Origin of the sequence: Acidovorax sp. NPDC077693 (genome assembly GCF_044542805.1) — a bacterium.
Taxonomy (GTDB): Bacteria; Pseudomonadota; Gammaproteobacteria; order Burkholderiales; family Burkholderiaceae_C; genus Acidovorax.
This window is the reverse complement of record NZ_JBITVD010000011.1, coordinates 149,462-163,449: the sequence shown is the minus strand read 5'-3', so window position 1 is coordinate 163,449 and position 13,988 is coordinate 149,462. Positions and strand designations below refer to the sequence as shown.

The 13,988-nt window shown below is 68.6% G+C and carries 13 protein-coding genes; 10 read left to right on the top strand and 3 right to left on the bottom strand.

What is annotated here, in order from left to right:
* Positions 1–22: 22 nt before the first annotated feature.
* From ACIGHN_RS17050 to ACIGHN_RS17005, 10 genes are all read left to right on the top strand, one after another.
* A complete protein-coding gene (locus ACIGHN_RS17050) occupies positions 23–859 on the top strand; it encodes an ABC transporter permease (RefSeq protein ID WP_056419370.1) in 837 nt (278 codons plus the stop codon).
* Positions 856–1,635: an ABC transporter ATP-binding protein gene (locus ACIGHN_RS17045; RefSeq protein ID WP_056419373.1), complete on the top strand. Its 780-nt coding sequence runs from the start codon at positions 856–858 to the stop codon at positions 1,633–1,635. Before ACIGHN_RS17050 ends, ACIGHN_RS17045 begins: the two co-directional genes overlap by 4 nt.
* Positions 1,636–1,641: 6 nt before the next feature.
* Complete coding sequence (gene hutC / locus ACIGHN_RS17040; RefSeq protein WP_396505276.1) at positions 1,642–2,460, top strand: histidine utilization repressor; 819 nt, start codon at positions 1,642–1,644, stop codon at positions 2,458–2,460.
* Between the two features lie 182 nt (positions 2,461–2,642).
* The gene (hutH, locus tag ACIGHN_RS17035) at positions 2,643–4,187 is read left to right on the top strand and encodes a histidine ammonia-lyase (RefSeq protein ID WP_396505275.1); all 1,545 of its coding nucleotides are present in this window, start codon (positions 2,643–2,645) and stop codon (positions 4,185–4,187) included.
* A 40-nt stretch (positions 4,188–4,227) separates the two neighbouring features.
* Entirely contained in the window at positions 4,228–5,964 is a 1,737-nt protein-coding gene (gene hutU / locus ACIGHN_RS17030) for a urocanate hydratase (protein WP_396505274.1), read from the top strand.
* 96 nt (positions 5,965–6,060) lie between these two features.
* Positions 6,061–6,657, top strand: coding sequence for a HutD family protein (locus tag ACIGHN_RS17025; protein ID WP_396505273.1), 597 nt, complete (start codon positions 6,061–6,063; stop codon positions 6,655–6,657).
* A gap of 304 nt (positions 6,658–6,961) precedes the next feature.
* Positions 6,962–8,245, top strand: a complete 1,284-nt coding sequence (hutI, locus tag ACIGHN_RS17020; RefSeq protein WP_396505272.1) for an imidazolonepropionase — start codon at positions 6,962–6,964, stop codon at positions 8,243–8,245.
* Complete coding sequence (locus ACIGHN_RS17015; protein ID WP_396505271.1) at positions 8,235–9,635, top strand: formimidoylglutamate deiminase; 1,401 nt, start codon at positions 8,235–8,237, stop codon at positions 9,633–9,635. Before hutI ends, ACIGHN_RS17015 begins: the two co-directional genes overlap by 11 nt.
* A 165-nt stretch (positions 9,636–9,800) precedes the next feature.
* Complete coding sequence (hutG, locus tag ACIGHN_RS17010; protein WP_396505270.1) at positions 9,801–10,622, top strand: N-formylglutamate deformylase; 822 nt, start codon at positions 9,801–9,803, stop codon at positions 10,620–10,622.
* 127 nt (positions 10,623–10,749) lie between these two features.
* Complete coding sequence (locus ACIGHN_RS17005; RefSeq protein WP_056419397.1) at positions 10,750–10,953, top strand: hypothetical protein; 204 nt, start codon at positions 10,750–10,752, stop codon at positions 10,951–10,953.
* A 60-nt stretch (positions 10,954–11,013) separates the two neighbouring features.
* Here ACIGHN_RS17005 and asd read toward each other — a convergent pair whose 3' ends face one another.
* The 3 genes from asd to ACIGHN_RS16990 all read right to left on the bottom strand — a co-directional run bounded on the left by asd (position 11,014) and on the right by ACIGHN_RS16990 (position 13,987).
* Positions 11,014–11,865, bottom strand: a complete 852-nt coding sequence (gene asd, locus ACIGHN_RS17000; RefSeq protein ID WP_396505269.1) for an archaetidylserine decarboxylase — start codon at positions 11,863–11,865, stop codon at positions 11,014–11,016.
* Positions 11,858–13,162 carry a hypothetical protein gene (locus ACIGHN_RS16995; RefSeq protein WP_396505268.1) on the bottom strand — a complete coding sequence of 435 codons (1,305 nt, stop codon included), beginning with the start codon at positions 13,160–13,162 and terminating at the stop codon, positions 11,858–11,860. Before ACIGHN_RS16995 ends, asd begins: the two co-directional genes overlap by 8 nt.
* A gap of 108 nt (positions 13,163–13,270) precedes the next feature.
* Positions 13,271–13,987 (bottom strand): ABC transporter ATP-binding protein, encoded by a 717-nt coding sequence (locus ACIGHN_RS16990; protein ID WP_056419408.1) that lies wholly within the window; start codon positions 13,985–13,987, stop codon positions 13,271–13,273.
* Position 13,988 lies beyond the last annotated feature (1 nt).

Sequence of the window (13,988 nt, the reverse complement as noted above, 5' to 3'; positions counted from 1 at the left end):
GTTCCTGGAAGAAGAGCGCGCCATGTCTGCTGTGCAACCCCTGTCCGTGACCACGCCTCAAGCCCCCGTGCGCCGGCGCTCGCTCGCTCCCCTGGAGCCTGTGAGTGCCCGTGCCCGCTGGCTGCTGGGCTTCGGTTTTTTTGTGTTGTTCGTGCTGGTGTGGGCGTTCTTCACGCTGGGCGGCTTCGTGTCGCCCACCTTCCTGGCCAGCCCTGTCACCATGGCCAAGGAAGGCTGGCTGTTGTTCAGCGAGTACGGCTTTCACAAGGACATCGGCATGACGGTGTGGCGCGTGTTCGGCGGCTTCATCCTGGCCGCCGTCATCGCCGTGCCGCTGGGCATTGCGATGGGCGCGTACAAGGGCATCGAGGCGTTCTTCGAGCCCTTCGTCTCGTTCTGCCGCTACCTGCCCGCGTCGGCCTTCATCCCGCTGCTCATTCTGTGGGCCGGCATTGGTGAGACGCAGAAGATCCTCGTCATCTTCATCGGCTCGGTCTTTCAGATCACGCTCATGGTGGCCGTCACCGTGGGTGGCGCGCGGCGCGACCTGGTGGAGGCTGCGTACACGCTGGGTGCGGGCCACAAGGGCATCGTCACCCGCGTGCTCATCCCGGGCGCCGCGCCCGAGATCGCCGAGACCCTGCGCCTGGTGCTGGGCTGGGCCTGGACCTACGTCATCGTGGCCGAGCTGATCGGGTCGTCGAGCGGCATCGGCCACATGATCACCGACAGCCAGTCGCTGCTCAACACCGGCCAGATCATCTTCGGCATCATCATCATCGGCCTCATCGGGCTGGTGTCCGACTTCGCCTTCAAGGCGCTCAACCACCGTCTGTTTGCCTGGAGTTTTGTGCGATGAGCCGCGTTTCCATACAAGCTGTTTCGCGCGTCTTCGAGACCGCCAAGGGCCAGCGCACACAGGCGCTACAGCCGGTCGACTTCGAGGTCAAGGACAACGACTTCGTCACCATCCTCGGCCCGTCGGGCTGCGGCAAGTCCACGCTGCTGCGCATCGTGGCGGGGCTGGACCACGCCACCAGCGGCCGCGTGCTGCTCGATGGCGCACCGGTCGAAGGCCCCGGGCCCGAGCGCGGCATGGTGTTCCAGAGCTACACGCTGTTCCCCTGGCTCACCATCGAGCAGAACATCCGCTTCGGCCTGCGCGAGCGCGGCATGCCCGAATCGCAGCAGAAAGAGCGCGCCGCGTACTTCATCGCCAAGGTGGGGCTGCGCGGCTTCGAGCAGCACTTTCCCAAGCAGCTGTCGGGCGGCATGCAGCAGCGCACCGCCATTGCGCGCGCGCTGGCCAACGACCCCAAGATCCTGCTGATGGACGAGCCCTTCGGCGCGCTCGACAACCAGACCCGCGTGCTCATGCAGGAGCTTCTGTTGGGCATCTGGGAGGCCGAGCGCAAGACCGTGCTGTTTGTCACCCACGACATCGACGAGGCCATCTTCATGGCCAACCGCGTGGCCGTGTTCAGCGCGCGGCCCGGCCGCATCAAGACCGAGCTGGCGGTGGACCTGCCGCACCCGCGCCACTACACGATCAAGACCAGCCCCGAGTTCATGGACCTCAAGGCGCGGCTGACGGAAGAGATCCGCGCCGAGTCCATGGCAGCGGACCTGCATTAAGGCTTTATGAGCGCCCGTCCTTCCCGCCGTTCCGCAGAGGCTCCGCGCAACGGGCCCCGTGCCGCCGCAGCCAAGGCGGTCGTGGCCGTCGCTGCGCCCGCGCAGGCCATGGCGCTGTACGAGCAGGTCAAGGACCACATCTCGCGCAAGATCCAGGAAGGCATCTGGCGCGCGGGCGACCGCCTGCCGTCCGAGAACGAGCTGGTCACCCAGTTCGGCATCTCGCGCATGACGGTGAACCGCGCGCTGCGCGAACTGGTGGAGCAGGGCCGCATCGTGCGCGTGGCCGGCGTGGGCAGCTTCGTGGCCGAAGACAAACCCCAGTCCACGCTGCTGCAGATCGCCAACCTCGCCGGCGAGATCCGCCAGCGCGGGCACGACTACCGCTGCGACGTGCTGGCAGTGGAGCGCATCTCGGCCACGCTCGAAGTGGCCGCTGCGCTCGACCTGCGCACGGGCGAGTCGGTGTTCCATTCGCTGTGCATCCACCGCGAAGACGGCGTGCCCGTGCAACTGGAAGATCGCCACGTGAACCCCCGCCAGGTGCCCCAGTTCGCCGCGCAGGACTTCACGCTGCTGCAGCCCTCCGAATACCTGGTGCGCAACGTGCCGTTCGACCAGATCGAGCACGTGGTCGACGCCGTCATGCCCACTGCAGAGCAGGCCACGCTGCTTGAGATGTCGCCGCAAGAGCCCTGCCTGCTGCTCACCCGCCGCACCTGGTCGCGCGGCGTGCCGATCACCGTGGTGCGCTGCCTGCACCCCGCCACCCGCTACCGCCTGGGCAGCCGCTTCCGGGCGGACGGCAATCCCGTCGCAGGGTGAACGAGATGCCGATGTTCCTCCCCAGCCCACGCACCCCTAACCCGATCGGGCTGAGCCTGTCGAAGCCAGGGCGCGAACACCGCAGCCCTTCGACAAGCTCAGGGCGAACGGGCTGAGTGACCGACCAGCGTTGACTGACTGATTTTTCGCTTGTACCTACTTGTATATACAGGATGACCCCAATGACAAAAACAACCGCTTCGGCCTCCATCACCCTGCACCCTGGCCACGTATCCCTGGCCGCGCTGCGCAGCATTTACGCTGCGCCCGTGCAGCTGTCGCTCGACCCGTCCGCACGCGCCCTCATGCAGGCATCGCTGGCCACGGTGCAGCGCATCGTGGACGAAGACCAGGTGGTCTATGGCATCAACACCGGCTTCGGCAAGCTCGCCAGCACCAAGATCGCCCACGAGCGCCTGGCCGAACTGCAGCGCAATCTGGTGCTGTCGCACAGCGTGGGCACGGGCGATGCGCTGGCCGACGATGTGGTGCGCCTCATCCTCGCGACCAAGGCCATCAGCCTGGCGCGCGGGCACTCCGGCATCCGGCCCGAGATCGTGGATGCGCTGCTGGCCATGGCCAATGCCAACGTGCTGCCCGTGATCCCGGCCAAGGGCTCGGTGGGCGCGTCGGGCGACCTGGCGCCGCTGGCGCACCTGGCCTGCGTGCTGATCGGCGAAGGGCAGGCCAAGGTCAACGGCACGGTGGTGTCGGGGGCTGACGCCATGCGCTCCATCGGCCTGGCGCCGTTCGTGCTGGGCCCCAAGGAAGGGCTGGCGCTGCTCAACGGCACGCAGGTGTCCACCTCGCTCGCGTTGGCCGGTCTGTTCGGCGCAGAGAGCGTGTTCGCGGCCGCGCTGGTGGCAGGCTGCCTGTCGCTCGAGGCCATCAAGGGCTCGGTGAAGCCGTTTGACGCACGCATCCACGAAGCGCGTGGCCAGGCCGGGCAGATCGCCGTGGCGGCCACCGTGCGCGCCTTGCTGGACGGCAGCGCCATCGACACCTCGCACCCGAACTGCGGCCGCGTGCAGGACCCTTACTCCATCCGTTGCGTGCCCCAGGTGATGGGCGCGTGCCTGGACAACCTGCACCACGCCGCGCGCGTGCTGACCATCGAGGCGAATGCGGCTTCCGACAACCCCCTGGTGTTCGACAACGGGGACGTGATCTCCGGCGGCAACTTCCACGCCGAGCCCGTGGCCTTCGTGGCGGACATCATCGCGCTGGCCGTGGCCGAGATCGGCGCCATCTCCGAGCGCCGCCTGTCGCTGCTGCTCGACCCAGGCCTCTCGGGCCTGCCGGCCTTCCTGATCCTGGACAGCGGCGTGAACTCGGGCTTCATGATCGCGCAGGTCACCGCCGCCGCGCTGGCGGCCGAGAACCAGTGCCTGGCCAACCCCAGCAGCGTGACCAGCCTGCCCACCTCGGCCAACCAGGAAGACCATGTCTCCATGGCCACCTACGGCGCGCGGCGCCTGGGTGACATGGTGCGCAATGCGGCGGTGATGGTGGGCATCGAGGCCATGGCCGCTGCCCAGGGCATGGAGTTCGACCGTGCCTTGAAGTCATCGCCTCTGGTGGAAGACCAGTTCGCCGCCATCCGCCAGCGCGTGGCGTACCTGGAGCAAGACCGCTATCTCGCCACCGACATCGAAGCCATGCGCGAGTGGGCGATGCACACGCCGTGGCCTGCGCCGCTGCTGCAGTGCCTGCCCAGCCACGCCTGATTTCCTTCCATTCACACCCATCGATTCCCAGGAGCCCACCATGAACGCCAACGACGCCATCATCGCTGCCGCAGCTTCCTCCACCCCCAGCACCGACCCTCGCCACGACGCCAGCCGCGTGATCCGCGCACCGCGCGGCAACCAGCTCACCTGCAAGAGCTGGCTCACCGAAGCGGCCTACCGCATGATCCAGAACAACCTGGACTCCGAAGTGGCCGAGCGCCCGCAAGACCTGGTGGTGTACGGCGGCATCGGCCGTGCCGCGCGCAACTGGGAGTGCTATGACCAGATCCTCGCCTCGCTCAAGGACCTGAACGACGACGAAACCCTGCTCATCCAGTCCGGCAAGCCCGTGGGCGTGTTCAAGACCCATGCCAACGCGCCCCGCGTGCTGCTGGCCAATTCCAACCTGGTCCCTAAGTGGGCCAACTGGGAGCACTTCAGCGAGCTGGACCAGAAGGGCCTGTTCATGTACGGCCAGATGACCGCCGGCAGCTGGATCTACATCGGCACGCAAGGCATCGTGCAGGGCACCTACGAGACCTTTGCAGAGGCCGGCCGCAAGCACTACGGCGGCTCGCTCGAAGGCAAGTGGATCCTGACCGCGGGCCTGGGCGGCATGGGCGGCGCGCAGCCGCTGGCAGCCACGTTCGCAGGCGCGGTGTCGCTCAACATCGAGTGCCAGCAAAGCAGCATCGACTTTCGCCTGCGCACGCGCTACGTGGACAAGCAGGCGCGCGACATCGACCATGCGTTCGAGCTGATCCAGCAGCACACGGCGGCCAAGGAGGCCATCTCCATCGCCCTGCTGGGCAACGCGGCCGACGTGCTGCCCGAGCTGGTCAAACGTGCCCAGGCCGGCGGCTTGAAGCCCGACCTGGTCACCGACCAGACCTCGGCCCACGACCTCGTCAACGGCTACCTGCCCGCGGGCTGGACGGTGGAGCAGTGGCGCGCCGCGCAGCAGGACGTGACCCAGCACGAAGCCCTGAAGCAGGCCGCAGCCCGGTCGTGTGCCGTGCACGTGCAGGCCATGCTGGACTTCCAGTCCATGGGCATCCCCACGGTGGACTACGGCAACAACATCCGCCAGGTGGCGTTCGACGAAGGCGTGGTCAACGCGTTCGACTTCCCCGGCTTCGTACCCGCCTACATCCGCCCGCTGTTCTGCGAAGGCAAGGGCCCGTTCCGCTGGGTAGCGTTGTCGGGCGATCCGGAGGACATCCGCAAGACCGACGCCAAGATCAAGGAGCTGTTCCCCGAGAACAAGCATGTGCACCGCTGGCTCGACATGGCCGGCGAGCGCATCGCCTTCCAGGGCCTGCCCGCACGCATCTGCTGGCTGGGCCTGGGCGAGCGCCACATCGCGGGCCTGGCCTTCAACGAGATGGTCAAGAGCGGTGAGCTGAAGGCCCCCATTGTCATCGGCCGCGACCACCTGGACACAGGCAGCGTGGCCAGCCCCAACCGCGAGACCGAGGCCATGAAGGACGGCACCGATGCCGTGAGCGACTGGCCGCTGCTCAACGCGCTGCTCAACACCTCGGGCGGCGCCACCTGGGTCAGCCTGCACCACGGCGGCGGCGTGGGCATGGGCTACTCGCAGCACTCGGGCATGGTCATCGTGGCCGACGGCACCGACGCCGCAGCCGAGCGCCTGGCGCGCGTGCTGGTCAACGACTGCGGCAGCGGCGTGATGCGGCATGCGGACGCTGGCTATGAACTGGCGGTGGAGACGGCCAGGAAGCAGGGGCTGAAGCTGCCGATGGTGAAGTGAGGGAATGTGCGGGGGCCGTGCAGGCCCTCGTCCGTTCGGGCTGAGCCTGTCGAAGCCAAGGTCCACCGGCAACCACCACCTCCACAATCTCTTCCCATGAACTTCTTTGACCTCGCAACCATTCCCAGCACCCCGTGGAAGAACGGCGGAGGCAGCACGCAAGAGCTGGCCTGCTGGCCGCCCGGCGCGGACATGAACAGCTTCGAGTGGCGCGTGAGCCTGGCCACGGTCGACCGGCCCGGGCCGTTTTCGGTCTTCCCGGGCATCGACCGCCAGATCATGCTGCTGGGCGGGGACGGCCTGCACCTGCGCAGCCCTGGCTGGGAGCAGTCGCTGGACCAGCGCTGGCAGCCGTTCGCCTTCTCTGGCGATGACGCGGTGGACGGAGCCATGCTCGGCGGCACGTCGAAAGACTTCAACCTGATGCTGCGCAGGGGCGTGTGGAGCGGCTCTTTGCAGGTGCTGCGCGAAGCGCCACCACCACCTGCAACGGCTGGGTTGTGCATGGTGCTGCAGGGCCGCTGGCAGGGTCCGCGCGTGCTGCAGGCGGGGCAGGGCTTTTGGTGGACTGGAGGGCAGGGCAAGGGCGTAAAGCCTGTGCTTGATGACGGCCCGGAGCCGGTTCTGGCCTGGATAGCGCTCGAAGACGTTGGCGGGGGCAATCCTTCCTTGGGTGGAGGAGTGCGGGGGTGACGGGTGAGTCAGGCACCGTGCCTGCGGTACGGCCCCCTCTCCCCCAGCCCCTCTCCCGCAAGGGGCGAGGGGGGGCAGAGCGCCGGGCAGCGCGCGAGCATGAGCCGGTATTCACTCCCTCTCCCCTCGCGGGAGAGGGCTGGGGAGAGGGGGCGAACAGGCACGCTGCCCGCAACACACGTCCTCTTCATGGCCCACCTTGCCAACGACCAGCCATCCAGGCCCCGCAATCCCAAAAATTGATTCAAATCAGCCCCTACCGCTTGTCAGTCAAGCGCTACCAGCTATCAAAAACATAGTAAACATGACCCAGCCCATACCCCCCAGCGCCGACGGCATCTGGCACCACCTGCGCCCGGTGCCCGAACTCACCGTATTCGATGCACCGCTGCCGCCTGGAGAGCCGGCCTGCGTGGTGGTGCGAGGCGGCACGGTGCGCTGGGTCGGCCCCGCCACCGCGCTGCCTGCCGCCTACGCCGACCTCCGCCGCCACGATGCCCGCGGCGCCCTGGCCACGCCCGGCTTGGTGGACTGCCACACCCACCTCGTCTATGGCGGCCAGCGGGCCAACGAATTCGCCATGCGGCTGGCGGGCGCCACGTACGAAGAAGTGGCCCAGGCCGGCGGCGGCATCGTGTCGTCCGTCAAGGCCACGCGCGAGGCGTCCGAGGACGAACTCTTTGCCCTCGCAGCTCCCCGCCTGCAAGCCCTGCTCGACGAAGGCGTCTGCGCCATCGAGATCAAGTCCGGCTACGGCCTGGCGCTGGAGCACGAGCGCAAGCAACTGCGCGTGGCCCGCCGCCTGGGCACAGCCTTCGGCGTCACGGTGCGCACCACTTTCCTCGGCGCGCATGCGCTGCCGCCCGAATACGCCGGCCGTAGCCAGGACTACACCGACCTGGTCTGCAATGAGATGCTGCCCGCGCTCGCGGCCGAAGGCCTGGTCGATGCGGTGGACGTGTTCTGCGAACGCATCGCCTTCACGCTGGCCGAAACGGAGCAGGTGTTTCAGGCTGCGCAAAAGCTCGGCATTCCTGTCAAGCTGCATGCCGAGCAACTCTCCGACATGGGTGGCGCGGCCCTGGCCGCGCGCTATGGGGCGCTGTCGTGCGACCACATCGAGCACCTGTCGCAAGACGGCATCGCGGCCATGAAGGCCGCCGGCACCGTGGCCGTGCTGCTGCCCGGCGCCTACTACACGCTGCGCGACACGCACCTGCCGCCCATCGCGCAGCTGCGCGAAGCCGGCGTGCCCATGGCCGTGTCCACCGACCACAACCCCGGCACATCCCCCGCGCTCAGCCTGCTGCTCATGGCCAACATGGCGTGCACACTGTTTCGCCTGACGGTGCCCGAGGCCCTGGCCGGCATCACCACGCATGCCGCCCGCGCGCTGGGCCTGCAGGACACGCACGGCCTCATCGCCGCGGGCCGACCCGCCCACTTCGTGCTGTGGCCGCTGGGCGACGCGGCCGAGCTGGCCTACTGGTACGGGCACAAGCCCGCCTGCACCATCGTGCGGCAGGGGCGTGTGGCGGCCGACGGCCTGGGCATCCACACGCACCAGGAGGCACTCCATGGCGCTTGACGCACCGCACAGCCTTTTCGCCGCCGACGCGCTGCTGCCCACCGGCTGGGCGCGCAACGTGCTGTTGCAGTGGGACGGGGCAGGGCGCTTCACCCACATCGCCGCCGATGCTGCAGCGCCCGCGGGCGCACCGGTGGCTGCGGGCCCGGTGGTCCCGGGCATGCCCAACCTGCATTCGCACGCGTTCCAGCGCGCGTTCGCCGGCCTCACGGAGTACCGCGGCGAAAGCCAGGACAGCTTCTGGAGTTGGCGCAACCTGATGTACCGCTTTGCCGCACGCATCACGCCCGAGTCGCTGGAGGCCATCGCCACCTGGCTGTACGTGGAGATGCTGGAGGCCGGCTACACCTCGGTGTGCGAGTTTCACTATGTGCACCACAACCAGGACGGCACGCCGTACGCCACCGATGCCGAAATGTCGCTGGCCCTGCTGCGCGCCGCAGCCCACACGGGCATCGGCATCACGCTGCTGCCGGTGCTGTACCAGACCAGCGGCTTCGGCGCCAAGCCGCCGCGGCCGGACCAGGCACGTTTCATCCGCAGCACCGACAGCATGCTCTCATTGTTGGAGCGCCTGGCGCCCGCTGCGCAAGCGCAAGGGGCCGCTCTGGGCCTGGCGCCGCACTCGCTGCGCGCCGTGCCGCCCGACAGCCTGCGTGCCGCCGTGCAGGGCCTCACCGCCCTGAACCCGCATGCGCCCATCCACATCCACATCGCCGAGCAGACGCAGGAGGTGGACGACTGCATCGCCTGGAGCGGCCAGCGCCCGGTGCAGTGGCTGCTCGACCACGCCACGGTGGACGCACGCTGGTGCCTGGTGCACGCCACCCACATGACGCCGGACGAATACGCCGCCGCCGCGCGCACCGGCGCCGTGGCCGGCATCTGCCCCACCACCGAAGCCAACCTGGGCGATGGCATCTTCGACATGCCACTGTGGCTGAAACACGGCGGCCGCTGGGGCGTCGGATCGGACAGCCATGCGTGCGTGAACGCGGCCGAAGAGCTGCTGATGCTGGAGTACGGCCAGCGCCTGTCGCGCCGCCAGCGCAACGTGCTGGCCAGCAGCACCCAGGCCGAGGTGGCCACGGCCATGACCCTGCAGGCCGTGGCCGGCGGTGCGCAGGCCGCGGGCCGCGCCGTTGCAGGACTGGCAGCGGGCCAGCAGGCCGACCTGGTGGTGCTGGACGCACAGCACGTGGCGCTGCGCGACCTGCCCGCGCACAGCATGCTCTCGGCGCACGTGTTCGGCAGCCACCGCACCTCGGCCATCGACAGCCTGTGGGTGGCGGGCGTGCAGCGCGTCGCGCAAGGCCGCCATGCGCTGCATGAAGCCGCGGCTCACGCGTTTGTGGCCGCCCGGTCCGCCACCATTGCAACGAACGCCTGAGATGGGATGCACTGTCGATGATTTCAGGCCGTTCGGGCTGAGCCTGTCGAAGCCAGGGTAGTCACGTTCGGCATCTCTCCCCCCACCGTTCGGGCTGAGCTTGTCGAAGCCAGGGTGCTCGCCACAACACTTATCGACCTCACCGCAACCACCGCACTCCACACCATGACCACCACCACACCACCGCCACCCTTCCTGTTCCACCAAGGCACCCAGCCCTTGCTGGTCTCCATGCCCCACGCAGGCACCTACGTGCCGCCCGAACTGGCCGCGCGTTTTACCGACGAAGCCCGCCAGGTGCCCGACACCGACTGGCACATGGAGCGCCTGTACGCCTTCGCTAAAGACATGGGCGCGTCCATCCTGGTGGCCACGCACTCGCGCTACGTGGTGGACCTGAACCGTCCGCCGGACGGCGCGAGCCTGTACCCCGGCCAGAGCGTCACGGGCCTGTGCCCGGTGGACACCTTCGACGACACGCCCATCTACGCGCATGGCGACGTGCCCGATGACGCCGAAGTGGCAGCGCGCCGCGATGCCGTCTGGGCGCCGTACCACGCGCAGCTGCGCGCCGAGCTCGACCGCATTCGTGCGCAACACGGCGTGGCGGTGCTGTGGGACGCCCACTCCATCCGCTCGGTGCTGCCGCGGTTCTTCGACGGCAAGCTGCCCGACCTGAACCTGGGCACCGCCGAGGGCGCCAGCTGTGACCCGGCGCTGGCCGCCGAGTTGCTGGACATCGCCAAGGCCGCCACGGGCTACACCGGTGTGCTCAACGGCCGCTTCAAGGGCGGCCACATCACGCGGCACTACGGCCAGCCCGAGCGCAACATCCACGCAGTGCAACTGGAGATGACGCAGTGCAGCTACATGCAGGAGGCCCTGCCATTCGACTACCTGCCCGACGTGGCGGCCGGCGTGCAGCCGCACCTGCAGCGCATGCTGCAGGCGGCGCTGGCGTTTGCGCAGGGTCAAGCAGGGCGCTGAAACGTGGCCAGCTTTACCTTGGCACTGGGCCTGCGCACGGGCTATCGGTGCTAGTATGGGCTGAACGGCCCGGCCTGGGCCGTCCGGTGCGCCACCTGGCCACCGCTGCGGAAGGAGCCGCATCCTGATGGAGTCTGCGGCTTACTACTACATGCCCTTGTTCAAACCCGGCGCGATCGTCCACATCGGCGCGACCCGCGAGACGGTGAGCCACGTGGTGGTGCGGCGGGGCGGGCTCATGGTGCACCTGGTGGGGCACGAGTCACCGGTGCATCCCGACACCTTGCGGCTGGCACCCAGCGCCTTTCAGCTCAGCCGCGTTCCCGATTGATGTGATGTGCGCGCCGTACCGTGCCCTGGTGGGACACGGTCACTGCACTGCGTGTGCGGGTCAGGCGATGGCGCGCTGCCCCATCGCTTCGCCCAGCTGAATGGGCCGCGCCGGCGCCCACTGCGGGTTGAAGTGCAGCGGCCCTTGCGGGAACAGCATCACCACCGTGGAGCCGAGCAGGAAGCGGCCCATCTCCTGGCCCTTTTGCAGGCTCACCTGGCCGGCCGGGTAGTCCCACTGGCGCAGATGGCCGGGGCGCGGCGGGTTCACCTGCCCATGCCACACCGTGGCCATGCTGCCCACGATGGTCGCCCCCACCAGCACCAGCACGAACGGGCCGCGCTCCGATTCGAATACGCAGACCACGCGTTCATTGCGTGCGAACAGGCCCGGCACGCCGCGCGCCGTGGTCGGGTTGACCGAGAACAGCTCCCCCGGCACGTGGATCATGCGCGTCAGTTCGCCCGCGCACGGCATGTGGATGCGGTGGTAGTCGCGCGGGCTCAGGTACAGCGTGGCGAAATGGCCGTTCTCGAAGCGTGCACCCAGGGCCGCGTCGCCGCCGACCAGCGCCGTGGTGGAGTACGCATGCCCCTTGGCCTGAAAGACCTGGTCCTTGGCAATGGGCCCGAACTGGCTGATCGCGCCGTCCACCGGGCAGATCAGGTCCGCATCGGCCAGCGGGCGCGCACCGTCCTTCAAGGCCCGCGTGAAGAAGTCGTTGAACGACGCATAGCTCGTGATGTCGGGGTTGGCGGCCTCGGCCATGTTCACGTTGTAGCGCGCCACGAAGCGGCGGATCACCGAGGTGGTCAGGCCCCCGAGCTGCGCCGATGCAAACTTGCCGGCCAGGGCCGTCAATGCTTGCTTGGGAATGAGGTACTGCGGAAGAACGGCGAGGCGGTCAGACACGGGATGGACTTCCTTGATGGAGCGGAGCGGGCCATTCTACGGGGGCCCGTCGGTGGGAGAGGGATGCGGCTGCCGTCGCGGGATGGGCGGCGTGCCAGGCATCGGGGCGGGGCGCCCAGCGGGCGGGTTCATCGGCCTGTACCAGTGTGCCGATGTACTCGCCCAGGTCCACGCCCAGCGCATCGCGCGCCGCTGCCGCCCCGGCATCGCTGCGGCTGGCGGTCGTCACAAACCGGGTGAACGCGGCCCAATCGCCGGCGGCCATCTGCGCCACGGCGATGCGGGCCAGGTCGTAGGACAGCTGGTTGCCGTCGTCCGTGCGGTGAAAGGAGTCGCCCGTCCAGAACTCCTGCACGCGCTCGTCGGTCCAGAAGCGCTGGTGCCGCTGGTGCATGGCCTGGGGCGTTTGCTGCCCGCGTGCAGCGCCGGCCAGGCGGTGCTCGGTGTTCACGGCCAGGCCTTCGTCCAGCCAGGTGGGCAGGCGCAGATACGAGAGGGCGTTGTGGGTCAGCTCATGGGCGATGACGGGCTCGATGGCAGCCAGGTCGGCCTGCACCACCACGAAGTGCGGGCAGCCGTGGTGGATGAACATGCCGCCGCTGAACGCGAACTCGCCCGCATCCGGGTAGAACTGGGCCACGTATTCGTAGTAGGTGTCTTCACTGTCCAGCACCAGCACGACGCTTTTCTCGCCCGCATGGAAGTGGGCCACGCCGTCGAGCACCTTGAGGATGCGCTGGCGGGTCTTGCTCACGAACTGCGCGGTGGCGCGCGCCACGGCAGGCTCCAGGGCGGACAGGATGTAGACGTCCTCGCTCTCGTGCAGGTGAGGATGGGGCTGCACCCGGCCGCCCAGCGCGTCGCGCAGGTGCAGGAGCCATGCGCGGCGGGCCTGGTTGATCGCCTCGGTCACCACAGGCTCGGCGGCCCCCGGCCGGGTGGCCCATTCGTCCACGGCCTGCCAGTCCAGTTGCACGAAGCCGCCAGGCACGGTGTGCAGGTGGGCCAGCACGTCAAACGGCGCGCTGCCCGCGAGCTCGATGCTGGTGGGCGCCACGGTGGCGTGTGCCGCTGTGGTTGGCGTTGCTGCCGCCTGCCGGCGCGCCGCCGCTTGCGCGGGTGCGGGCAGGTGGTGAAAGGCCAGGAATGCGCCCATGAACGGCACGATCCACACGCCCATCACCAGCAGGGCCTTGCGCTGGGAGAACTCGTCGGACCGCAGCACTCGCCGCGTGGCGGCGGCATTGATCAGCACCAGGGCGGCAAGGGCGATGGCGAGGAAGGCGAGGGGGCTCATGGGGCAGCGCAGGCAGCGCAAGTGGTGGGGCGAGGGGGTGGGTGCGCCTGTGGCGTGGGGCCGCAGGCCGAAGCGCTGGATGCTACACGCCCGCACTCCGCGCAGCGATTACACCCCCAGGTACTGCTCCAGCAGCGCGGGTTGCGCCTGCAGCGCGTCGGAGCTGCCCTCGAACACCACCTGGCCCTTGACCAGGATGACATTGCGGTCGGTGATCTGCGTGACGTGTTTCCAGTTCTTGTCCACGATCACGCTGCTGATGCCGCTGTCCTTGATGAGGCTGCAGATGCGCCAGATCTCGCGCGCGATCAGCGGGGCCAGCCCTTCGGTGGCTTCGTCGAGGATGAGCACGTCGGGGTTGGTCATGAGCGCGCGACCGATGGTGAGCATCTGCTGCTCGCCGCCGCTCAGTTGCTGGCCGCCGTGTCCCAGGCGCTCCTTCAGGCGCGGAAAGGTCTCCAGCACGCGGTCGTAGGTCCAGTCGCGCTGGCCGCGCGTGCCGGCGCGGGCGGCCATCTGCAGGTTCTCCACCACGCTCAGGTTGCCGAAGATGCCGCGGCCTTCGGGCACGTAGGCGATGCCCAGGCGCGCCACTTCGTAGGGCGGCCGGCCGGTCATGTCGCGCCCGGCGACGGTGACGCTGCCCGAGCGCGGCGGCACCAGGCCCATCAGCGACTTGAGCAGCGTGCTCTTGCCCATGCCGTTGCGGCCCATGAGGCCGATGGTTTCGCTGCGGCCCACGCGAAAGTCCACCCCATGCAGGATGTGGCTGGGGCCGTAGAACGTGTGGATGCCGCGGGCGTCGATCCAGGGGATGTTGCTCATC

Excerpts from the sequence above, each read along its gene's own strand:
- hutU (WP_396505274.1), top strand. The coding sequence starts at position 4,228 with ATGAACGCCAACGACGCCATCATCGCTGCCGCAGCTTCCTCCACCCCC.
- hutI (WP_396505272.1), top strand. The coding sequence starts at position 6,962 with ATGACCCAGCCCATACCCCCCAGCGCCGACGGCATCTGGCACCACCTG.
- ACIGHN_RS16990 (WP_056419408.1), bottom strand. The coding sequence starts at position 13,987 with ATGAGCAACATCCCCTGGATCGACGCCCGCGGCATCCACACGTTCTAC.
- hutH (WP_396505275.1), top strand. The coding sequence starts at position 2,643 with ATGACAAAAACAACCGCTTCGGCCTCCATCACCCTGCACCCTGGCCAC.
- ACIGHN_RS17050 (WP_056419370.1), top strand. The coding sequence starts at position 23 with ATGTCTGCTGTGCAACCCCTGTCCGTGACCACGCCTCAAGCCCCCGTG.
- hutG (WP_396505270.1), top strand. The coding sequence starts at position 9,801 with ATGACCACCACCACACCACCGCCACCCTTCCTGTTCCACCAAGGCACC.
- ACIGHN_RS17015 (WP_396505271.1), top strand. The coding sequence starts at position 8,235 with ATGGCGCTTGACGCACCGCACAGCCTTTTCGCCGCCGACGCGCTGCTG.
- ACIGHN_RS17005 (WP_056419397.1), top strand. The coding sequence starts at position 10,750 with ATGGAGTCTGCGGCTTACTACTACATGCCCTTGTTCAAACCCGGCGCG.
- ACIGHN_RS17045 (WP_056419373.1), top strand. The coding sequence starts at position 856 with ATGAGCCGCGTTTCCATACAAGCTGTTTCGCGCGTCTTCGAGACCGCC.
- ACIGHN_RS16995 (WP_396505268.1), bottom strand. The coding sequence starts at position 13,162 with ATGAGCCCCCTCGCCTTCCTCGCCATCGCCCTTGCCGCCCTGGTGCTG.
- hutC (WP_396505276.1), top strand. The coding sequence starts at position 1,642 with ATGAGCGCCCGTCCTTCCCGCCGTTCCGCAGAGGCTCCGCGCAACGGG.
- ACIGHN_RS17025 (WP_396505273.1), top strand. The coding sequence starts at position 6,061 with ATGAACTTCTTTGACCTCGCAACCATTCCCAGCACCCCGTGGAAGAAC.